Here is a 17728-nt window from a genome sequence, read left to right as displayed (position 1 = left end):
CATGTAATAAAAAAACAACAAAAGTTGTAATGGAGGAAAAAATGAAGAAATTTGTAAAAAGTTTAAGCTTAGTTTTAGTAAGCTCACTAATCTTAGCAGGTTGTAGCACAGGAAATACAGAAACAGAAAAAACAACAGATGCTAATAAAGTAGAACAAACAACAGAAGCTGATACAAAAGACACAACAGAATCATCAAAAGAAGAAGCTAGCGAAGGTGCTATGGGTGAAATTCACGTATATAGCCGTGATGAATCATCAGGTACACGTGGTGCATTCCAAGAAATTATAGGCTACGGTGATACAGAAAAAGGTCAAGATGTTTTAACAGACAAAGCTGTTATCGAAGATAGTAACGGTGCTTTGGCTAAAGCTGTAGGTAGTGACGCAAGTAGTATTGGTTTCGTTTCTTTGACAACAGACTTCGAAGCTAACAATATTAAAGGTCTAGCATATGAAGGTGTTGAACCAACAAATGAAACAGTTCTAGATAACTCATACGCATTGAAACGTCCATTCAACCTAGTTTCACGTGCAGCAGGTGACTTCGCAGACGAGAAGACAGAAGCTCTAGTAGATGCTTTCGTAGACTTCCTACAAAACTCAGTAGAAGGTAGAGATGCAGTTGCTTCAGCTGGTGGTATTGTTGACGTAGATGGTGGTACAAAATGGGATGAACTCAAAACAAAACACCCAATCGTAGACGAAGATAACAGTGCTTTGGTAATTCGTACAGGTGGTTCTACATCAGTAGAAAAAGCATTACAAGCAGCATTAGAAGCTTTCGTTCCTCTAGCAGGTAACTTCCAATTCGTTAGTGCACATACAGGTTCAAGTGATGGTTACAAACGTGTATTGGGAGAAGAAAAAGATGGTGCAAACGCAGCTGACTTAGGTTTCGCTTCACGTGAATTCAAAGACAGTGAGAAAGTTGCAGACGGTAAACATTCAGGTGCATTCGCACAAGACGCAGTTGTTGTAGCAGTAGCAAGTTCAAACCCAATTTCTAACTTAACACAAGAACAAGTACGTGACATTTTCACAGGTAAAATTACTACTTGGGAAGAATTAGCAAAATAATTCTTAAGACGAAAATAAAAGTCATGGTTATACGATAATTACTAAAAGGTTTAGCCATTACGGCTAAACCTTTTAGTACGTATTAGAAATAGATTAATAATTGCAAATAAAAATTTATGTAATGGTTTATTATAGTTATATGAAAATATTTAATGAATATTATTTCATGCTTAAACAAGCGAGAGGAGGCAAACATGGCCAGCCCAAATATTGATTTGAGCCAGGAAGCTAATCCTAATTCCAACAAAAGACGTAAGATAAATGATAGGATTTGGAGAGGTATTTTTATCGCCAGTGGTATTATCTCCGCTCTCATGATAGTTATTATTATTATCTTTGTTTCTGCAAAAGGAGTAAGCCCTTTTTTACCAAATTATGAGAATGCTAAACAAAGCGTAGGTAAGTTCCTGACTGGAATGAGTTGGAGACCAGATATTGGAGAAGGTATTTATGGCGTTGCTTTTATTATGGTAAATACCTTGGTGTCAGCTTTAATAGCGGCAGCAATATCTTTCCCAATAGCAGTTTTAACCGCTTTATTTATTGTTAAAATCGCACCAAAGAGATTACGTGAACCAATGCAAATTGTTGTTGAGCTTTTAGCGGCTATACCTTCTGTTGTATATGGTGTTTTTGCGGCTAGCAAGATAACTACTCTTGTTGAATCTGTAGCAGGATTTTTTGGAGTTTCTACTTTTGGTGGTAAGTCTCTAATGTCAGTTTCTCTGTTACTAGCGATAATGATTTTCCCAACGATAACCTCAATGTCAATTAATGCAATTTCTGCAGTAGATAAGAACTTAGAATTAGGTTCATTAGCATTGGGTGCTTCAAGAACTCAGACAAATTTCAAAGTTGTACTAACCTCTGCCAAATCAGGTATTTTCGCAGGACTAGTTCTAGGACTAGGTAGAGCTTTTGGTGAAGCTACAGCGGTATCCATGGTAGCTGGTAACTCTCAGATAGGTATTAATTTGAATCCGTTTGCGCCGACAAGGACACTAACTTCCACAATGCTATCAGGTCTAAAAGAAACTACAGGTGTTGACTACGATATAAGGTTCTCAGTTGGTATTGTTTTGATGATTATTATTTTAGTAACTAACTTATTAATCCAAATTATGAAACGCAAAATTGGAGGTGGTACAAATGCCTAATGATGTATTAGACTCCAAATTAAATGCAAGACTCAAAGAAAATCGTGGCATGAGCCGTAAGCGTAGAATCCAAGATGGAAGTAAAAATATTTTCACCTATTTATCAGCACTTCTAGCTGTATTTGTTTTGGGTTCTGTCGTCTTTTATATTTTCTCTAATGGTTGGAAAAACTTATCCTGGGACCTAATTATGAGTGACTATTGGAATGTCCCTTATAATGTTGAATTTCAAGAAAACAAAGCAGGCAATTTCTCTGTACCAAGTGACTTAGCAGAAGATGAATTTTTCTCTACTAATTTTGGTATAGGTCTTAAAAATGGTCGTAACCCTTCTGGTGAAAAAATAGTTGAATTAACTCACATAGATGGTGCATCTGCTTTCCATCATACTATTTCTAAGACAGCAGGAGCCAGCAAAGGACAAAACGTAAGTGTAGACAAGGGTAGTGATATCAAGTCGTTGTATTACGTAAATGCTGAAGGTGAATCTAAGTATGTTGGTGTAAGAGATGCCAAGACTACTATTGAAAAACTAGATAATGATGCAGTTGCTATGGAATCCGTTGCCTTTAACTCACCTGGTGGTGGTATTAGGGGTTCTATTGTAGCCACTCTAATGCTTATACTTATTACTTTATTAATAGCCTTACCTATAGGTGTTTTTGCCGCAATCTACTTGCATGAAATCGCTTATGATACTCCAAGCACTCGTGCAATTAGGTCTGCAGTTGAGATGTTAAATGGTGTCCCAAGTATTATCTATGGTTTGATGGGTATGACAGTTTTGTTCCCAATTACACAAGTCTTAGGAGCTTCAACACCTAACGTACTTTTGGGTGGATTAACAATGTCAATAGTGCTTTTGCCAGTTGTTATTCGTCAGACAGAAGAGGCCTTGATTACAGTACCGGACTCACTAAGAATGGGATCCTTAGCGCTTGGTGCGACTAAGACTCAGACAATATTTAGAGTAGTTTTGCCTAATGCTTTGCCAGGTATTTTATCCGCAGCATTACTATCTGTTTCTAGAGTTATAGGTGAATCTGCAGCTCTGATTTACACCATGGGTACAGCAGTTAGCGACAATCCTACTTGGACAGGTAGTGGTACAAGTTTAGCCTTACAGATATGGTCAGTTATGAGTGGCGAACAGCCAAACTTCGCTTTAGCATCAGCCATCTCAATATTGATATTAGTTGTGGTATTAGCCTTGAACATCACTGTCAGAGTAATTAGTAAGCAGTTGAATAAGCGTTGGGCTTAATGGGCGTGAGTTATAGACAAGAGAAGAGACTTAACTAAGAGATGAGGAGATAACAATGAATAATGAGGAAAACAAAAATAATGTTATGTTTAAGATCGAAGATCTAGACTTATATTATGGTGACTTCCAGGCTTTGAAAGGTATCACAATGGATATCCCAGCAAACAAAGTTACAGCATTTATTGGGCCATCAGGTTGTGGTAAATCTACTTTGTTGCGTTGTTTTAACCGAATGAATGACTTGATTGAAGATTGTAGAATAGATGGGAAAATTTTATTAAACGGTGATCGTGATATTTATAACGATAAGATGGATGTTGTTAAGCTAAGAACTGAGATTGGTATGGTATTCCAACATCCAAACCCATTCCCTATGAGTATTTACGATAATGTTGTTTATGGATTGAGAGTTCAAGGTATTAAGGACAAAGAATTATTAGATTATGTAGTAGAGTCATCACTTACTAAGGCGGCTCTATGGGACGAGGTCAAAGATGATTTGGGCAAAAATGCTCATAAACTCTCTGGTGGACAGCAACAAAGACTTTGTATTGCAAGAGCTATAGCTTTGCAACCTTCTGTAATTCTTATGGATGAACCTACATCCGCACTTGACCCAATTGCGACAGGTAAAATTGAAGAGTTAATGGAAACTTTAAAAGAGGATTATACTATAGTTATTGTTACTCACTCCATGAGTCAGGCAGCACGTATAAGCGACAGAACTGCTTTCTTCTATTTGGGTAATTTAATAGAATATGATGAGACAGTAACAATATTTAATAATCCAAGCAAACCACAAACTGAGGCCTATATCACTGGTCGTTTCGGTTAAAAATAATTTAAAACTTTAAAATCTATTGTTAAATAAGCGATAGGCATAGGAGGCGAATATGAGATCAGCTTTTGATAGAGAAATGCTTAAGTTGCTAAACGATGTTAACAGCATGGGAGCTAGAGTAGATAGTGTAATAAGAGATACACATACAGCATTGAAAAACCTGGATTTCTTGTTAGCACAGCAAATTTATGAGAGCGACCATGAAGTTGATGATATGGAAATTACAATTGAGAGAGAAGCTATTTCTGTAATTGCTTTACAACAACCAGTTGCGTCTGATTTGCGTAAGATAACTGCTACCTTGAAGATGGTTACAGATATTGAGCGAATTGGTGATCAGTGTGCTGATATTTGTGAAATAATGAATTCCAATCCTAACTTCCATCAATTCGATTGTCCGGAGAAAGTTCTTTTAGCCCTAGAAAAAGCAAGAGAAATGTTTAGTTCAGCTATGGAAGCTTTCATGCAGAGAGATATGGAATTGGCCAAAGAAGTAATCCTCTCTGATGATATCGTTGACAATTACTTTAATGAGATTGTTCAAGATATGACCAATATTATTATTGATGTTGCTAACAACAATAGCAACAATAGTGCCTTGGCAGTTGATTATTTATTCATTGGAAAATACATCGAGAGAATCGGTGATCATGCTACAAATATTGCTGAATGGGCTTTGTATGAAATAACTGGTGATAATAAATATTTGATTGACTCAGATGAATACGAAGACGAAGATGAGGATGATGAGGAGTAAATTACATGCCTTTGATTTATATTGTAGATGATGAAGCTAATATTAGAAGATTGGCTAGTCTAGCATTAGAAGAGCAGGGTATGGAAGTTAGAAGCTACGAAAATGGGGAACAGCTTCTTGGGGCATTAGATAGAAGTATCCCTGATTGTATTCTGCTAGACTGGATGATGCCAGGATTAGATGGAATTCAGTTGCTACATAGAATTAGGAATAATGATAAATTTAAAAATATTCCCTTGATAATGCTAACTGCTAAGTCTGAAGAAATGGATGTAGTAATGGCGCTAGAGTTAGGAGCCGATGATTATATCAGTAAACCTTTTGGTATCAAAGAATTACCAGCTAGAGTCAGAGCAGTCCTCAGAAGACAAAATAGAGCTTCAGAAGATACACAAGATAGGAAATTAAGTGCTTCTGGTATTACAATAGATCCAAAACGTCATAGTGTCGTAAAAAATGGTGTAAATATAGATCTAACAGCAAGAGAGTTTGATCTGCTCTATGTATTAATGGAATCTCCTGGCAGAGTGTTCACACGTGATACCTTGCTTAATCAGGTCTGGGATACAGAATACTTTGGTGACACTAGAACGGTAGATGTACATATTAGGTATTTACGTCAGAAGATAGAAAACGATGATGCAAATCCAGTGTACATAAAAACTATAAGAGGTGTAGGATACAGTTTTGCAGACTCAGAAGAATAAAATTATTAAAGAATTATTGAGCAATACCTTTAACGTGTTTTTGGCAGGGATTTTATTCGTGATGGCACTTTTTGGGATTTGCTCTTTCTTTTTTAGAGAGCAATTATTGAGCTTTTTATCCAATTTAGATAGTAGACCATATGTAGTATATATAGCTATTGCAGTGGGTTTACTATCATTGTTTATGTTAATTAATTCCTTGGTAAAAAAATACAAAAAGAGCATTAAACCTAGCTTAGAACAGATGGAGATCTTGGACAGAATTGCTGTTGCAGATTACAGCAAATATCCAAGCGATCAGGAGAATAAATCAGCCCTTGTTCAAATGATGGACGAACATATTAAGCATTTATACAGACAACTTAAATTAATGCAAAATGAAGTGGACGCTTCTAAAGAGTTGCAAAACGTCATCCTAGAACAGCTTAATGAAGGGATCATTGCAACTAATGAGCAGGGGGAGATCCAGCTTGAAACTCATCTTGTCAGAGAAATGCTCCAAAGCAAAAGGTTTAATGAGAGAGCAAGGGTTTCAGGTAATTACACTGAAGATGGCCGAGTAAATTCAACCTCTGGAGGAGTATCAGCCGCTACCATTTCAGCAAATAACCTGGAGAGATTTATTTCAGTAAGAAACGTTAATTACTCTAAAGTCTGGGAGATAATGAGCAGAGCTATTTCCACTAGAAATATAGTAATTGATGATTTTGAAGTTAATGTTGACGGGCAGGACAAAGTAATTCAAGTTTTTGCAAGTCCTATAGATGACAAAAATTTAAAAGGGGCATTAGCTGTTATTGGGGATGTTACTGTTATGAAGTCTCTCGAAAGGCAAAGACAAGACTTCGTAGCCAATGTAAGTCATGAGCTCAAGACACCTTTAACCTCAATATTAGGCTATATAGAATTAGCTAAGAGTCCAGATAGGACTATTGAAGAAATACGTCAATTCCAAGAGATTATTGCAATAGAAGCTCAGCATTTGCGTGAATTAATTGGAGATTTATTAGAGCTAGCTGAAATTGAGAATAAACAGAAACCTGCAAAAGTTGAAGAGGATCACAAAAAGGAATGTGTATATTTCTATCAGGTTATAGATGAAATCTTTGGCCAGCTAAATGGATATGCTAAGCAAGAGGGTGTTAAATTACTTCTGGAAGTGGATCCTGAGGCGAAAATTGAAGCGAATTATACTCGTATTAAGCAACTATTCTTCAACTTAATTTCTAATGCTATTAAGTACAATAAACCTGGCGGATACGTTAGAGTAGGGACTAGCGAGAGGTCATCTCAAAGGGGAGCTCAAGAAGTTTTTGTCGAGGATAATGGTATTGGTATCCCTAGGGCAGAACAGAATAGGATTTTCGAGAGGTTTTACCGAGTTGACAAGTCTCGTGCCAAAAATGTTGAAGGTACTGGTTTAGGTTTAGCAATTGTTAAGCATACTGCTAACTTGTATAACGCTAGTGTTACTCTTGAGAGCGAGTTGGGCAAGGGTAGTAAGTTTACTATTTCTTTTCCAAAGAAGTAAGTAATTTTTTCATTGAGCTTATACAGGTGGATATTTTAAATTTATAGACTATAATAGTAAAAAAACAAAGTCTTCAGGGCGGGGTGAAATTCCTCACCGGCGGTGACGTTCTTATAATGTCAAAATTTTTCTCATAAAATTACTTGATAAAAAGAACTAAGCCCGCGAGCTATTTGCTGATCCAGTTAAATTCTGGAGCCGACGGTAAAGTCCGGATGGGAGAAGATGTAAATATAGGCATGTTGAGTAGGATTTGCCAGATTTTTGCCTGGAGTTTTACTCACAACGCTTTATATTTATTAGTTAAAGATCTTGCTTGTGAGCCTTCTGGCTTAACCGAATCTTTTATTTAAACTTTTCCTAAAATTCTGAAGCAACGGAGGTTGTAAATGAGTAGAGGAAAAGGTTTAGGTAAATCCAAGAGAAGTACAAAAGTAATAGCTTTTGATGCGATTATGGCAGCACTAGGTGTATTGTTAATGCTGTTTTTAAGATTCCCGCTATTACCTGTTGCGGCGACTTGGCTTATTTATGATTTAGGAGACTTAGCTGCTATTTTGGCTGGATTAATTGCAGGACCAGTTCATGCGATAATTGTTTTGCTGATAATTTGTATAGTGCAGATGGCTACTCCGAATGCATCTGGTTTTTGGGGATTTGTTATGCACTTTGTTGCCAGTGGGGTAATGGTTATAGTCCCAGCTTTAATCTGGCAACGAAAAAAAAATAGATCATCTCTAATACTTGGACTAATTGGAGGAGCAATTGCTTTAATAATTATTATGATCCCTCTTAATATTATAATTACTCCAATCTTTACAGGTGCAAGCTTAGAAGCAGTACTGAAAATGATTATGCCAATTATAGTTCCATTTAACTTAATAAAAGGCTTGTTAAATACAGTGTTCTCTTATTTGATTTTCGTGGCGTTATTAAGAGCAGGTGATGGTAAATTGAAATCTTGGAGAGTGTAGTGTGGATTGATAGATCTACGGGTTCAACGCATTCCTTTTGCTTTAGAATTAAACATTTTAAAATTAGATTTAACAATACCCTCCTTACTGGTTTGTTCAGCAAAGAGGGTATATATTATTTTTGTGTGCAGATTTTTCGATTAAGTTAAAACTCTAGTATAGAGTATTAACTTATAAATATTTATTGCACACTAACGGTAAAAACAATAGCCTTCATTATATTTTCATTTCCTTTGTTTTTGTCAAAGGTTTCAAGAGGGAATGTAGTAGTCCCATCATGGATTGACATAAATGAAATTTCATTAGTGAAGTCTTTCTTCTCAGGTAGTTTTGTTGAATGGATATTTTCTTTGCCTGTAAAGTAATTTAATAAGTCAATTGTATTTTTAGATTGATTTAGATTTAGTTCTATATATTGTTCATTACTATCCACCCTTATACCCAGAAAATTATTTTCCTTTTGCTTAGCGGTTGATACAAGCCCTATTCTTTCCCATGTCCCATCTTTGTACTCATAACAGTTTAGATTAATTTCTTGAACGGATTCAGTTGGAAGAATTTCAAATAAATTAAATTCTCCTGATAACATATTAGCTAAATTTTGAGGCAATTTTTTATCTATATTATATGGCTCAATCGTACTATATTTAGTTTGAGCATTGCAGGAAACGGTAAAAAATAGAATTATACTTATTAACGAAAAATAGATTATTTTCTTTTTCATATTAATTCCCCCTGTTTTTCAATAAGATTTATAAAAAGTTTAAGTGTATTAAAATCAATGTCTAATCACTCTCATACAACCACCCCCTGTAAGTTAAATATCTTAGCTATATTATCTTACAACGATATGGTAAAAACAAGACTACCAAATCAAAAAATATTTGTTAATAGCAGGAAATGGCAATTTGAAAATTTGGAGGAGTTAATGTGAATCGCTAAACGTATGAGCTCGTATGGGCTCATTACTTTCCTTTTGCTTTAAAACAAAAAATATTTAAATTTATTTTTTTATAATATTATCCCATAAGTTCCATAGCTGGTCATCATCGTCATTATCTATGTAGTACAACTTAAAATCAAAATTAAGAGAAATGTCATGGATAAGATTACTTATTCTATCTAAATGAAATCGATTATTTAAATGATCTTTGTTTGTCGAAATTACATGAATTATATCTTGTTTTTCATTAAATTCTAAAATAACGTAATCTTCGGTTTTGTATAAAAAGCTTGAAACAATATAGGGATATTGCCATACTTCAAAATTTTTAACCTTTTGAATTCTCCTAGGAAATATTGCAATTAGATCCTCCTCGGAAATTTCTTCGTTGTTATATTCAAATCTCATCTCTCTTTGTTTCCTCCAGTTTTATTACATTTAATTTTACTAAGTTTAATAAGAGTCTACCTTAATTTATACCTCTTAAATATTTTTTCTACTTATATAAAATTTACTAATATATTTTATGACAATACCCTCCTTACTGATCTGTTCAGCAAAGAGGGTACATATCAATTTTGGTGCGTAGATTTTGAAAATTAAGTACAAGATTACTCGTTTTTTATGTTTAAAGTTGTTCCTTGCCAGAAGGGAATATCTTCCTTGTTATGATTTGCATCAAGATTGAAGTCGTCTAACAATATGATTGTATTTAGATTACAATTAGCTAAGATTGATAATGTTTTAATATGGATCGTTTCGCCAGGTTCATTTTTATATATTTGCAAATATCTTTTTTCGCCGTTTGAGTTATTTTGTAGGTTTGTAACTACGAAATATTTGTCAGTTGATTTGTCCATTAGTTCTTTAGGTATTATTAGACCTTTAAATTGCCAGAAATCATTTTCGTTGAAATCTTTGCCTGAAATAAACTTGTAAAGATCTCTGAAAATGTTACTTTTGATAGTACCATTTACGACAATTTCTCCCTGACTATAGCTCCCTTGATAATCCCTATTTATTGAAAATAAATTATGTTTTATCTTTTTTGTATAAGGGAAGAATAATATTGCCAATGTGATAATTACAATTACAGATAATAAAATATATTTTTTGATTTTAAAATGTTTCATTACTGAACCTCCTCTTTCCTATCTTAGAATACATCTGTTAAATTGTTAGGATTGTGATTGGATTGAGATATAACATTTTCATTTGCCTCCTACGATTATTTTAATAAAAAAAGTAGTTATAAAACCAACTATAAAAAATAGATTTCCGTATGTAAATATAATTGACATACGTTATCAGTAGTTTAATCAAAGGTAGTATAAAGATGTACTTATGATTGTTCTCTAGAACAAAGCCTATTCCGAGATAGCATACAATCCAAATAATAAATAGTGTAATTATTAAAACCTTAAAGTCTTTATCAGGGTTAGGTCTTGAAGTTTTGCTTTCTGCTCTTAAACTTAATTCAAGAGCAGATTTTTCATTAAGAACATTTAGCGTTATTAAAGATATACAAGCCAACTCAATTATTGACAATAACAAAGTAATAAAGAGTTGCCAAAATGTGCTTTGTGGTGTTAACACGAAACAAAATAGCAAGAAATAAACAATATATACGATGATTAGACTATATTTTAAAATGTTATTGCTAGGGGTATGCAAATTAATATTTTTACTTTGTTCTGGCATGCTTAAGTTAGTATTCTTAGCTATAATATTAGACATACTGTGCTGTGGTAAAAAGAATAAAACTACACCTAGAGTAACTGGTGTATAAAAATTATTGTTGTTAAATATTTCAAGCAAATCAAAAATCAATAATACACTTAGGCTGAAACAATTGAATAAAATTATAATTGATAGCCATATTAATAATTTTTTGTAATTTATTTCAATGTTTTCAAATTTCATTTTTATATTTAAAACCTCCATTCATATAATCTAAATATATTTTCCTATAATAATATGGTAAAATCAAGGCTACCAATATCCATCTTATTTATATAATATATAATTAATAATGTATAATTATAGTATCCAAAAACATTCATAGCTCAGCAAGGGAGGACCGATTCATGGCAAAAGAAAAAGTGCCCTATTATGTACATGCTATTAAGCAAGATAATGATCTGGGAGAAAATATAGATTCTTATGCAGCAGTTCCTAGAATTATGCTCGCAAGCCTAGACACAAAAGAATTTGTCAATAAAATTGCTCTGGGACTATTAAATATCTGGAATAGCAAAGATATTAGTACGGTACCTTTTTCTGTTGGACCAAGTTATGAAAATTTAGACAAGTATAGGGCAGCAAGTGGCAGAAGAACTTATACCTTGGATAGCTTCTACCAAGATGAGAGTGAGCTAGCTTATTTACTTACTCACTACACAGAGTCCCAAGATTTAGCACTTTTAATTGCAGACAGAAATTATTACGATACCTGCCTGCCGTATTCTAATTCCTGGACTGAGCAAGGAGAAATTCCTCACGGTTCACCAGCTGATTTAGCAGAGAAAACAAATACGCCTGTACTTCTCGTTGTAAATTTATCCAACTTTAGTTTTACAAGTTTAAGCAAAATTTCCGGTATTTTAGATTTTCGTAATGATCAGCAAATTGCAGGATTTATCTTAGTTGGCGATAACAAGCATGACTTAGAGGAAGCCGCCGATTTGGTCGAGAGCGAGTTTGGTATTCCAGTGTTTGGTTGTTTTGCCGATAAACCGAGTAATGAGGGACCAAGCTTGTATAGAGTAATTCCTCAACTGGCAAAAGATACTTGGGAGAAAAACTTAGAAGATGTGTCCCAGGCTGTAATGGAGAGTTTGGATATTAATAAAATACTAAGATTAGCTAGACGAGCACAAGATCTAGGCGATGAATTCCCGCAAGATCTTTTCCAAGCACAGAAGCTGATAGGCTTTTCTAATGAGAAATTTAATTTAGCAGTTGCAAGAGACCAAGCTTTCAACGAATATTATCAAGAAAATATTGATATTCTCGAAGAAATGGGTGCAAATATTATTTACTTTAGTCCATTAATTGACCCTATCTTGCCAAGTAAGGTGGATGGAATATATTTAGGTTCTGGCAATATTCAAGAATATATAGGTCAGCTATCTAAGAATGAGTCTTTGAGATCACAAATTAGAAGGCTAGCTGGACAAGGTATGCCTATTTTGGCGGAGGGAGCAGGTGCAATTTACCTGGCTGAATCCTATGTTAGTAGGCAAGGTGCAGTTTGGCCTTTGGTTGGAGTTTTGCCAACCCAGGCTTCAATTAATGAATCTAAGACAAAAAGATTTTATGCAAAATTAAATTCAAGAAGAGAAGATTTGCTAGGTAAATCTAACAACACAATCCGCTGCTTGATGAGTAATGAATACACACTAGATCCAGAGGGAGCATCCTATAGAGCCTTGATCAAAGGCGAAGGACATAGCATGAAAGTTTTTTCCACGAGTACCATTTGGGCAAGCCAAGCAAGATTGCATTTTTATGCTCTACCTAGTGGAATTGCCAAGTTTGCTTTAACCTGTATGCGCAAAGATATAATGGATCAGTAACAGATTAAGATATAAATTGTGTTATAATAAATGGTAAATGAAAAACGTTTTGATGCTCGCATCAATTTAGGAGGTAATAATATGTTAAGAGATTTATTTGGTTCAATAACCGGTGAAACAAGAAGAAGATATAATCGTAGAACTGCTTTAGGTACAGTATTAGGTCTATTAGGTGGTGCTGCAACAGGTGCTATCTTAGGTTTACTATTTGCTCCAAAGTCAGGTAAAGAAACTCGTAAAGATATCGCTAATGCAACAGAAGAAGGTTACAAAAGAACAAAAAAAGCTGCTTCAGATTTAGGCGAAAAAATTAGCGAAACTACAGGTAAATTGGGTTCAGAAATTAACAAAGCTACCAATAAAGTAGGTGCAAAAGTATCTGACACTTACAATGAATTCAAAGACAATATTGAAGACGTTAAGGATCAAAGAAAAGTAGCTAGAATTGCTCGTAGAAATCAAGCAAATGAGCATTCAGACTCACCAGTTGCTGGACAAGCTTTAGTTACTCCTAACTTTGAAGACTAATTTTTGGTCTAGTTAATTGACGAGCAAAATATTAGAGGAGAGAGCTAATGAGTACAGTTGCAGCAATTGCTTTACAAACAGTGAATATAGACTTGAAACAACTAGGCATAGCTTTGCTGATCATAGGTGGAATAGTATTGCTAGTTGCTTTGATTTTACTTGTATTCAAGTTAATCGGAACAGTTAGTAGAATGAATGATCTTATAGATGAGGTTTCTACTCCAGTAGAAGAAATGAGTAGAGAATTACCAGCTATGGGTGTTCACATTCGTGACATCTTAGAGAATGTAGTTGATATTACTGATGATTTAGCTATAGCAAGTCCTGAGTTATTAGCAGCCGTAATTGAAGCTTTGGAATCAGTTAATAGTGCTCTTGATTCAGTAAGTAATATGGTTGTTGGAGTTAGTGACGGAGTAAGTAATGTTGCAAATAATTTAGTCAGCAGATTTAGTTTTGGTGGCTGGGGAGGTTCTGGGGTTTTCCCTAAAGTCTCGTCCGTTGTTAGCTCGTTTTTCGCGGGTAAAGCTAGTGAAAGAAAAAATAAATCAACTTTTGGTTCTGGTAGAAAACACAGGCGCTAGAACTAGATTTTAGAAGATAGAATTAAAGAAGCGTTGTTCTGAGGACAACGCTTCTTTTGTTTTGTGATCTATGTTTTGTGGAAAATCTTTGAAAAAGACCATCAGGAGCTTTATTCAAAGAACCCCTTCATCTGCTCTAGTGTGAAATCTTTCTCTATCGGTAATTTAACAGAATTGCCATCATTTAAGGCAGATTTGTAAATAGCTAGAATTGCTTCAACAGACTGCAGACCGTCGAGGACATTTGCACGTGGGGATCCGTCTTCATGAATTGCATTAGCCAAATCTTTGAAAATTCCGGTGTGTGGGTTAGAAAATTCATTAATTGATTTTCTGATTCCATTTCTCCAAACCTTAGCAAGGAAAGCCCTAATGTATTTACCTGTTAGTTTTTTGCCGTCTCTTCTAATAATTGAGAAGTAAGGTTTTTTCTTTTTGAGGCCGGCAGAGATTTCAGCACGTTCAGTGGAAATATAAAATGATGCTGATTGCTGATTTTCTGGAGTGTTAGTAGTACCTTCTATACGACAAACAAATCCTTTGTCCATTCCTAAGAGAGCAGCACCGTAGTCTTCCGCCTCCATCTTATGCGTTAGTTGTTTAATTTGTCCCTGGACAGAATTGATTTTGCTAGATAATAGCCAGGTCATGAGATCTAGTGCGTGGACTGTTTGGTTCATCATAGCACCGCCATCTTGAGCCCAAGTTCCTCTCCAAGCTGACTGGTCATAGTAAGCCTGATCATGGCCCCAGTGGACAATTACGTCTGCAGCTAGGACTTTGCCAAATTCTCCAGCCGCTATATCTTTTTGCAACTGATCAACAATAGGGAAAAATCTATAAATATGTCCCACTGCTACTTTAAGATTTTTGCTACGAGATAACTCCAATAGCTCATATGCTTCTTCGAGATTTAAGGTTAAAGGTTTCTCAACCATTAAGTGAGAACCATGTTCCAGAGCTAATTTAGCAAGTGAGTAATGGGTTCCTGATGGAGTTGCAATTGCTACAACATCTGCGTTTAAACCACTTTCATAGAAGTCAGCAAGACTTTGGAAGAAGTTATTAGTGTTTAGATTTAGATTAAATTTTTCATTAACTTCTATTTGTCTGTTGGAGTTATTGTCAACCAAAGCAACTATTTCATAAGTATCTCCAAGGTGCTTAACAGCCTTTAGGTGTTTTTCAGCAACTCTTCCAAGACCGACTAAGGCTAATTTTAATGATTTATTAGAAATTTGTTCCATTTTTCTCCTTAAAAAATCATCTACAAAGTATTTAATACTTAGGTAAATGTGATAAACTTGTTATTGTTATACAAGATATATTTTACTATAAAAGTATGAATATTAGAAAATATCGGAGGCTGATAATGGGTAGAGTAGAAGTTGAAGCATTCTTTAAAGAAAGACAAATGTGGGCAGAAGATCTTGATATGGAGGCAGAGCTTGAGAAGTTTATTGAATCAATGCATGCTGGTTTACGTGGATCTGTACCGCCTGAGTCAATGAGAATGATCCCTACATATTTAACTGTTGGTGAGGAGTTCACAACTAACGATCCAGTTATTGTAATGGATGCTGGTGGTACTAACTTTAGAATTTGTTTAACTCAATTTAATGAGCATGGTGAGACAGAGATTTCTCAATTTAGACAAGCGACAATGCCAGGTTCAAATGGAGAAATTAGCGCCAAAGAATTCTATGGTTTCATTGCAGATCAACTTGCTCCTTTCTTGAAGTATAGTAGAAAAATTGGTTTCTGCTTCTCATATGCTTGCGATATGTTACCAAGTCATGATGGTAGATTGATTAACTTTACCAAAGAAATTCAAATTCCAGAAGCGATTGGAACAGTTGTTGGTGAAGAAATCATGAAAGTTCTTGAAGAACGCGGACACAAGACTGATGATATTCACTTTGTCATGCTAAATGATACAGTTGCAGCTCTATTGGGAGGATTCTCAGGTGGTGGCTCTAAACAATATTCAGGATACGCAGGCATTATCTTAGGTACAGGTATTAACTCAGCTTATATAGAGCAAAATTCTAATATTAATAAACTCGAGGGTAAACTTAACCCATTAGGAAATATGATCATTAACATGGAGAGTGGTGACTACTCAGTTTCAAGTAGAAGTCCTATTGACATTGAAATTGATAAAGCAACTAACGTTCCAGGTGCACAGCTAATGGAAAAAATGATCTCAGGTAGATATCTTGGACTACAAGTTTTATATGCGGTTAGAGAAGCTGTTGCAGATGCTAATTTGTTCTCAGATTTCTTCAAGGAAAATTTCGCAGAAGTATATGACTTGGAGAGTGCAGAATTAACTGAGTTTGTAGAAGAACCATATGGACCAGGAATACTAAGTCAGTGTTGCGCTAATGAGCTAGATAGAGAGAATTTATACTATATTATTGACAATATTTTTGAGAGAGCAGCAATGTTAGTAACTGTAATAGTAGCAGGAATTCACATTCAAACTGGTGTCGGCAAGAACCCAGTAAGACCTTTAGCTATTACTATGGAAGGTTCAACTTTCTATAAGGCTAATCTTTTGCGTGAGAAAATTAAATACCATATACAACAATTTGTTAATAAGAAATATGGTTTCTACAATGAGTTTTTACAAGTTGAGAATGCCAACGTAATTGGTTCAGCTTTAGCAGCACTAATGAACGAGTAATTGGCCATTGAGTAATAGTGAGTAATACCGAGTAAGAGGTAATTAGATAGTTAAACAGATATATGCAAATTGAAGCGAAAGTATTTAAAGGCAATAAAGTAGTTAGGATAATAGACGCAGAGAATCTTGAGGAGGACTTGGGGTTTACAGGGCAACTGGAGAAATGCTTCCTAGCTATCTGTAAGCAGCTGGATGTATCTCCACCATTATGGATGCAGAAAAACACCCAAGAATTCGCAAGATTTCATCAGACTATTTTTACCGCAGAGCAATTTGTTGAAACGATTAGTTTTGACCGATTGCAGTTGACTTGGCTTGATGATGGGCGCAATACTTAGCACTTGTACAACTGATTAATTTAGCAAAGGATAAATAAGATTTCCGAAATCAGAGAGAATTAAGTTTAATGAGATTAGATAAATTTTTGAAAGTTAGTAGATTATTTAAAAGAAGAACAGTAGCAGCGGAGGCCTGTGATAGAGGTAGGGTTCAAGTTAATTCTAGACCTGCAAAGTCTGGTAGTAAGGTTAAGGTAGGAGATGAAATTACTATAAACTTCAACCAGAGAATTATCACTGTTAAAGTTCTAGAGTTAAAAGAACATGTTACAAAAGATGAGGCTTCTGAATTGTATGAGCTTATTTCTAATGAAAAAGTTGAGCTTGATGACCTGGATGAGTTAGAGGAGTTTTAGTTTAGAATGAAACTTAAAGACAAGATAAAATTTGATGGAAATTTATTTAAGAATTTGAAAAGTAAATCCCAATCTGCATTGAATGTTTCAGTGACTTGGTTACTAGTGATCATTATGTTCTCATTATTATTTTTGATTAGTGCAGTACTAATTTTGAGGCAAAATGCAGAAAGAAATAGTCTCTTGGCAGAGCAAGTTGATTTGAAAACAGTTTTGGAGCAAAGAAAAGCTGAAGCGGCTAAGTTAGATCAACGAGAAGCTATGGCTGGCGAGCCTGAAGCAATAGAAAAAATTGCTAGAGAAGAGCTAGGTATGATTAAAAAGGATGAAATTATTTTCATTGATGGTCATTAGTTTGAAGCTAATTAAAATAAAAACTTAATTTGAATTAAAAAAGTCTAT

At 34.8% G+C, this 17728-nt stretch carries 19 protein-coding genes and 1 riboswitch; of the genes, 15 read left to right on the top strand and 4 right to left on the bottom strand.

What is annotated here, in order from left to right; all coding sequences use genetic code 11:
- The first annotated feature begins 41 nt into the window (after positions 1-41).
- The 8 genes from C5Q98_RS06780 (at position 42) to C5Q98_RS06745 (ending at position 8310) form a co-directional block, all read left to right on the top strand.
- Positions 42-1079, top strand: a complete 1038-nt coding sequence (locus C5Q98_RS06780) for a substrate-binding domain-containing protein (protein WP_158695737.1) — start codon at positions 42-44, stop codon at positions 1077-1079.
- Positions 1080-1273: 194 nt separating this feature from the next.
- Positions 1274-2236, top strand: coding sequence for a phosphate ABC transporter permease subunit PstC (pstC, locus tag C5Q98_RS06775; RefSeq protein ID WP_106012877.1), 963 nt, complete (start codon positions 1274-1276; stop codon positions 2234-2236).
- Positions 2229-3500: a phosphate ABC transporter permease PstA gene (pstA, locus tag C5Q98_RS06770; protein WP_242967367.1), complete on the top strand. Its 1272-nt coding sequence runs from the start codon at positions 2229-2231 to the stop codon at positions 3498-3500. Before pstC ends, pstA begins: the two co-directional genes overlap by 8 nt.
- A gap of 55 nt (positions 3501-3555) precedes the next feature.
- On the top strand, positions 3556-4335 hold the full coding sequence (pstB, locus tag C5Q98_RS06765; protein ID WP_106012876.1) for a phosphate ABC transporter ATP-binding protein PstB: 780 nt from the start codon (positions 3556-3558) through the stop codon (positions 4333-4335).
- 58 nt (positions 4336-4393) lie between these two features.
- A complete protein-coding gene (phoU, locus tag C5Q98_RS06760) occupies positions 4394-5098 on the top strand; it encodes a phosphate signaling complex protein PhoU (protein WP_106012875.1) in 705 nt (234 codons plus the stop codon).
- Between the two features lie 5 nt (positions 5099-5103).
- Positions 5104-5805, top strand: a complete 702-nt coding sequence (locus C5Q98_RS06755) for a response regulator transcription factor (protein WP_106012874.1) — start codon at positions 5104-5106, stop codon at positions 5803-5805.
- Between the two features lie 61 nt (positions 5806-5866).
- Positions 5867-7336: a sensor histidine kinase gene (locus C5Q98_RS06750; protein WP_158695736.1), complete on the top strand. Its 1470-nt coding sequence runs from the start codon at positions 5867-5869 to the stop codon at positions 7334-7336.
- Between the two features lie 65 nt (positions 7337-7401).
- Positions 7402-7567: riboswitch (FMN riboswitch) on the top strand.
- 158 nt (positions 7568-7725) lie between these two features.
- A complete protein-coding gene (locus C5Q98_RS06745; protein WP_106012872.1) occupies positions 7726-8310 on the top strand; it encodes an ECF transporter S component in 585 nt (194 codons plus the stop codon).
- A 181-nt stretch (positions 8311-8491) separates the two neighbouring features.
- On the opposite strand, the gene C5Q98_RS06740 is transcribed toward C5Q98_RS06745, so the two are convergent.
- The 3 genes from C5Q98_RS06740 to C5Q98_RS06730 form a co-directional block, all read right to left on the bottom strand.
- Positions 8492-9034: a hypothetical protein gene (locus C5Q98_RS06740; RefSeq protein WP_106012871.1), complete on the bottom strand. Its 543-nt coding sequence runs from the start codon at positions 9032-9034 to the stop codon at positions 8492-8494.
- Between the two features lie 279 nt (positions 9035-9313).
- Complete coding sequence (locus tag C5Q98_RS06735) at positions 9314-9661, bottom strand: hypothetical protein (RefSeq protein WP_106012870.1); 348 nt, start codon at positions 9659-9661, stop codon at positions 9314-9316.
- Positions 9662-9864: 203 nt separating this feature from the next.
- The gene (locus tag C5Q98_RS06730) at positions 9865-10386 is read right to left on the bottom strand and encodes a hypothetical protein (protein WP_106012869.1); all 522 of its coding nucleotides are present in this window, start codon (positions 10384-10386) and stop codon (positions 9865-9867) included.
- 954 nt (positions 10387-11340) lie between these two features.
- On the opposite strand from C5Q98_RS06730, the gene C5Q98_RS06720 reads away from it, so the two are divergent.
- The 3 genes from C5Q98_RS06720 (at position 11341) to C5Q98_RS06710 (ending at position 13943) form a co-directional block, all read left to right on the top strand.
- A complete protein-coding gene (locus C5Q98_RS06720) occupies positions 11341-12831 on the top strand; it encodes a cobyrinate/hydrogenobyrinate a,c-diamide synthase (RefSeq protein WP_106012867.1) in 1491 nt (496 codons plus the stop codon).
- Positions 12832-12912: 81 nt separating this feature from the next.
- A complete protein-coding gene (locus C5Q98_RS06715) occupies positions 12913-13359 on the top strand; it encodes a YtxH domain-containing protein (protein ID WP_106012866.1) in 447 nt (148 codons plus the stop codon).
- Positions 13360-13406: 47 nt separating this feature from the next.
- Positions 13407-13943 (top strand): hypothetical protein, encoded by a 537-nt coding sequence (locus C5Q98_RS06710; RefSeq protein WP_106012865.1) that lies wholly within the window; start codon positions 13407-13409, stop codon positions 13941-13943.
- 110 nt (positions 13944-14053) lie between these two features.
- On the opposite strand, the gene C5Q98_RS06705 is transcribed toward C5Q98_RS06710, so the two are convergent.
- Positions 14054-15190, bottom strand: coding sequence for a Gfo/Idh/MocA family protein (locus tag C5Q98_RS06705; protein WP_106012864.1), 1137 nt, complete (start codon positions 15188-15190; stop codon positions 14054-14056).
- A 125-nt stretch (positions 15191-15315) separates the two neighbouring features.
- On the opposite strand from C5Q98_RS06705, the gene C5Q98_RS06700 reads away from it, so the two are divergent.
- The 4 genes from C5Q98_RS06700 (at position 15316) to C5Q98_RS06685 (ending at position 17680) form a co-directional block, all read left to right on the top strand.
- Positions 15316-16632 (top strand): hexokinase family protein, encoded by a 1317-nt coding sequence (locus C5Q98_RS06700; protein ID WP_158695735.1) that lies wholly within the window; start codon positions 15316-15318, stop codon positions 16630-16632.
- 62 nt (positions 16633-16694) lie between these two features.
- The gene (locus C5Q98_RS06695; RefSeq protein WP_106012862.1) at positions 16695-16970 is read left to right on the top strand and encodes a hypothetical protein; all 276 of its coding nucleotides are present in this window, start codon (positions 16695-16697) and stop codon (positions 16968-16970) included.
- Positions 16971-17038: 68 nt separating this feature from the next.
- Positions 17039-17326 carry an RNA-binding S4 domain-containing protein gene (locus C5Q98_RS06690; RefSeq protein WP_106012861.1) on the top strand — a complete coding sequence of 96 codons (288 nt, stop codon included), beginning with the start codon at positions 17039-17041 and terminating at the stop codon, positions 17324-17326.
- A 6-nt stretch (positions 17327-17332) separates the two neighbouring features.
- Entirely contained in the window at positions 17333-17680 is a 348-nt protein-coding gene (locus C5Q98_RS06685; protein WP_106012860.1) for an FtsB family cell division protein, read from the top strand.
- The last annotated feature ends 48 nt before the right edge of the window (positions 17681-17728 follow it).

Origin of the sequence: Fastidiosipila sanguinis (genome assembly GCF_002998295.1) — a bacterium.
Taxonomy (GTDB): domain Bacteria; phylum Bacillota; class Clostridia; order Saccharofermentanales; family Fastidiosipilaceae; genus Fastidiosipila; species Fastidiosipila sanguinis.
Note: the sequence above shows the minus strand (reverse complement) of the source record. Positions and strands in the feature narration are given on the sequence as shown.

Coding starts and splice junctions, on each gene's coding strand:
- C5Q98_RS06780 (WP_158695737.1), top strand. CDS start 42: ATGAAGAAATTTGTAAAAAGTTTAAGCTTAGTTTTAGTAAGCTCACTA.
- pstC (WP_106012877.1), top strand. CDS start 1,274: ATGGCCAGCCCAAATATTGATTTGAGCCAGGAAGCTAATCCTAATTCC.
- pstA (WP_242967367.1), top strand. CDS start 2,229: ATGCCTAATGATGTATTAGACTCCAAATTAAATGCAAGACTCAAAGAA.
- pstB (WP_106012876.1), top strand. CDS start 3,556: ATGAATAATGAGGAAAACAAAAATAATGTTATGTTTAAGATCGAAGAT.
- phoU (WP_106012875.1), top strand. CDS start 4,394: ATGAGATCAGCTTTTGATAGAGAAATGCTTAAGTTGCTAAACGATGTT.
- C5Q98_RS06755 (WP_106012874.1), top strand. CDS start 5,104: ATGCCTTTGATTTATATTGTAGATGATGAAGCTAATATTAGAAGATTG.
- C5Q98_RS06750 (WP_158695736.1), top strand. CDS start 5,867: ATGGCACTTTTTGGGATTTGCTCTTTCTTTTTTAGAGAGCAATTATTG.
- C5Q98_RS06745 (WP_106012872.1), top strand. CDS start 7,726: ATGAGTAGAGGAAAAGGTTTAGGTAAATCCAAGAGAAGTACAAAAGTA.
- C5Q98_RS06740 (WP_106012871.1), bottom strand. CDS start 9,034: ATGAAAAAGAAAATAATCTATTTTTCGTTAATAAGTATAATTCTATTT.
- C5Q98_RS06735 (WP_106012870.1), bottom strand. CDS start 9,661: ATGAGATTTGAATATAACAACGAAGAAATTTCCGAGGAGGATCTAATT.
- C5Q98_RS06730 (WP_106012869.1), bottom strand. CDS start 10,386: ATGAAACATTTTAAAATCAAAAAATATATTTTATTATCTGTAATTGTA.
- C5Q98_RS06720 (WP_106012867.1), top strand. CDS start 11,341: ATGGCAAAAGAAAAAGTGCCCTATTATGTACATGCTATTAAGCAAGAT.
- C5Q98_RS06715 (WP_106012866.1), top strand. CDS start 12,913: ATGTTAAGAGATTTATTTGGTTCAATAACCGGTGAAACAAGAAGAAGA.
- C5Q98_RS06710 (WP_106012865.1), top strand. CDS start 13,407: ATGAGTACAGTTGCAGCAATTGCTTTACAAACAGTGAATATAGACTTG.
- C5Q98_RS06705 (WP_106012864.1), bottom strand. CDS start 15,190: ATGGAACAAATTTCTAATAAATCATTAAAATTAGCCTTAGTCGGTCTT.
- C5Q98_RS06700 (WP_158695735.1), top strand. CDS start 15,316: ATGGGTAGAGTAGAAGTTGAAGCATTCTTTAAAGAAAGACAAATGTGG.
- C5Q98_RS06695 (WP_106012862.1), top strand. CDS start 16,695: ATGCAAATTGAAGCGAAAGTATTTAAAGGCAATAAAGTAGTTAGGATA.
- C5Q98_RS06690 (WP_106012861.1), top strand. CDS start 17,039: ATGAGATTAGATAAATTTTTGAAAGTTAGTAGATTATTTAAAAGAAGA.
- C5Q98_RS06685 (WP_106012860.1), top strand. CDS start 17,333: ATGAAACTTAAAGACAAGATAAAATTTGATGGAAATTTATTTAAGAAT.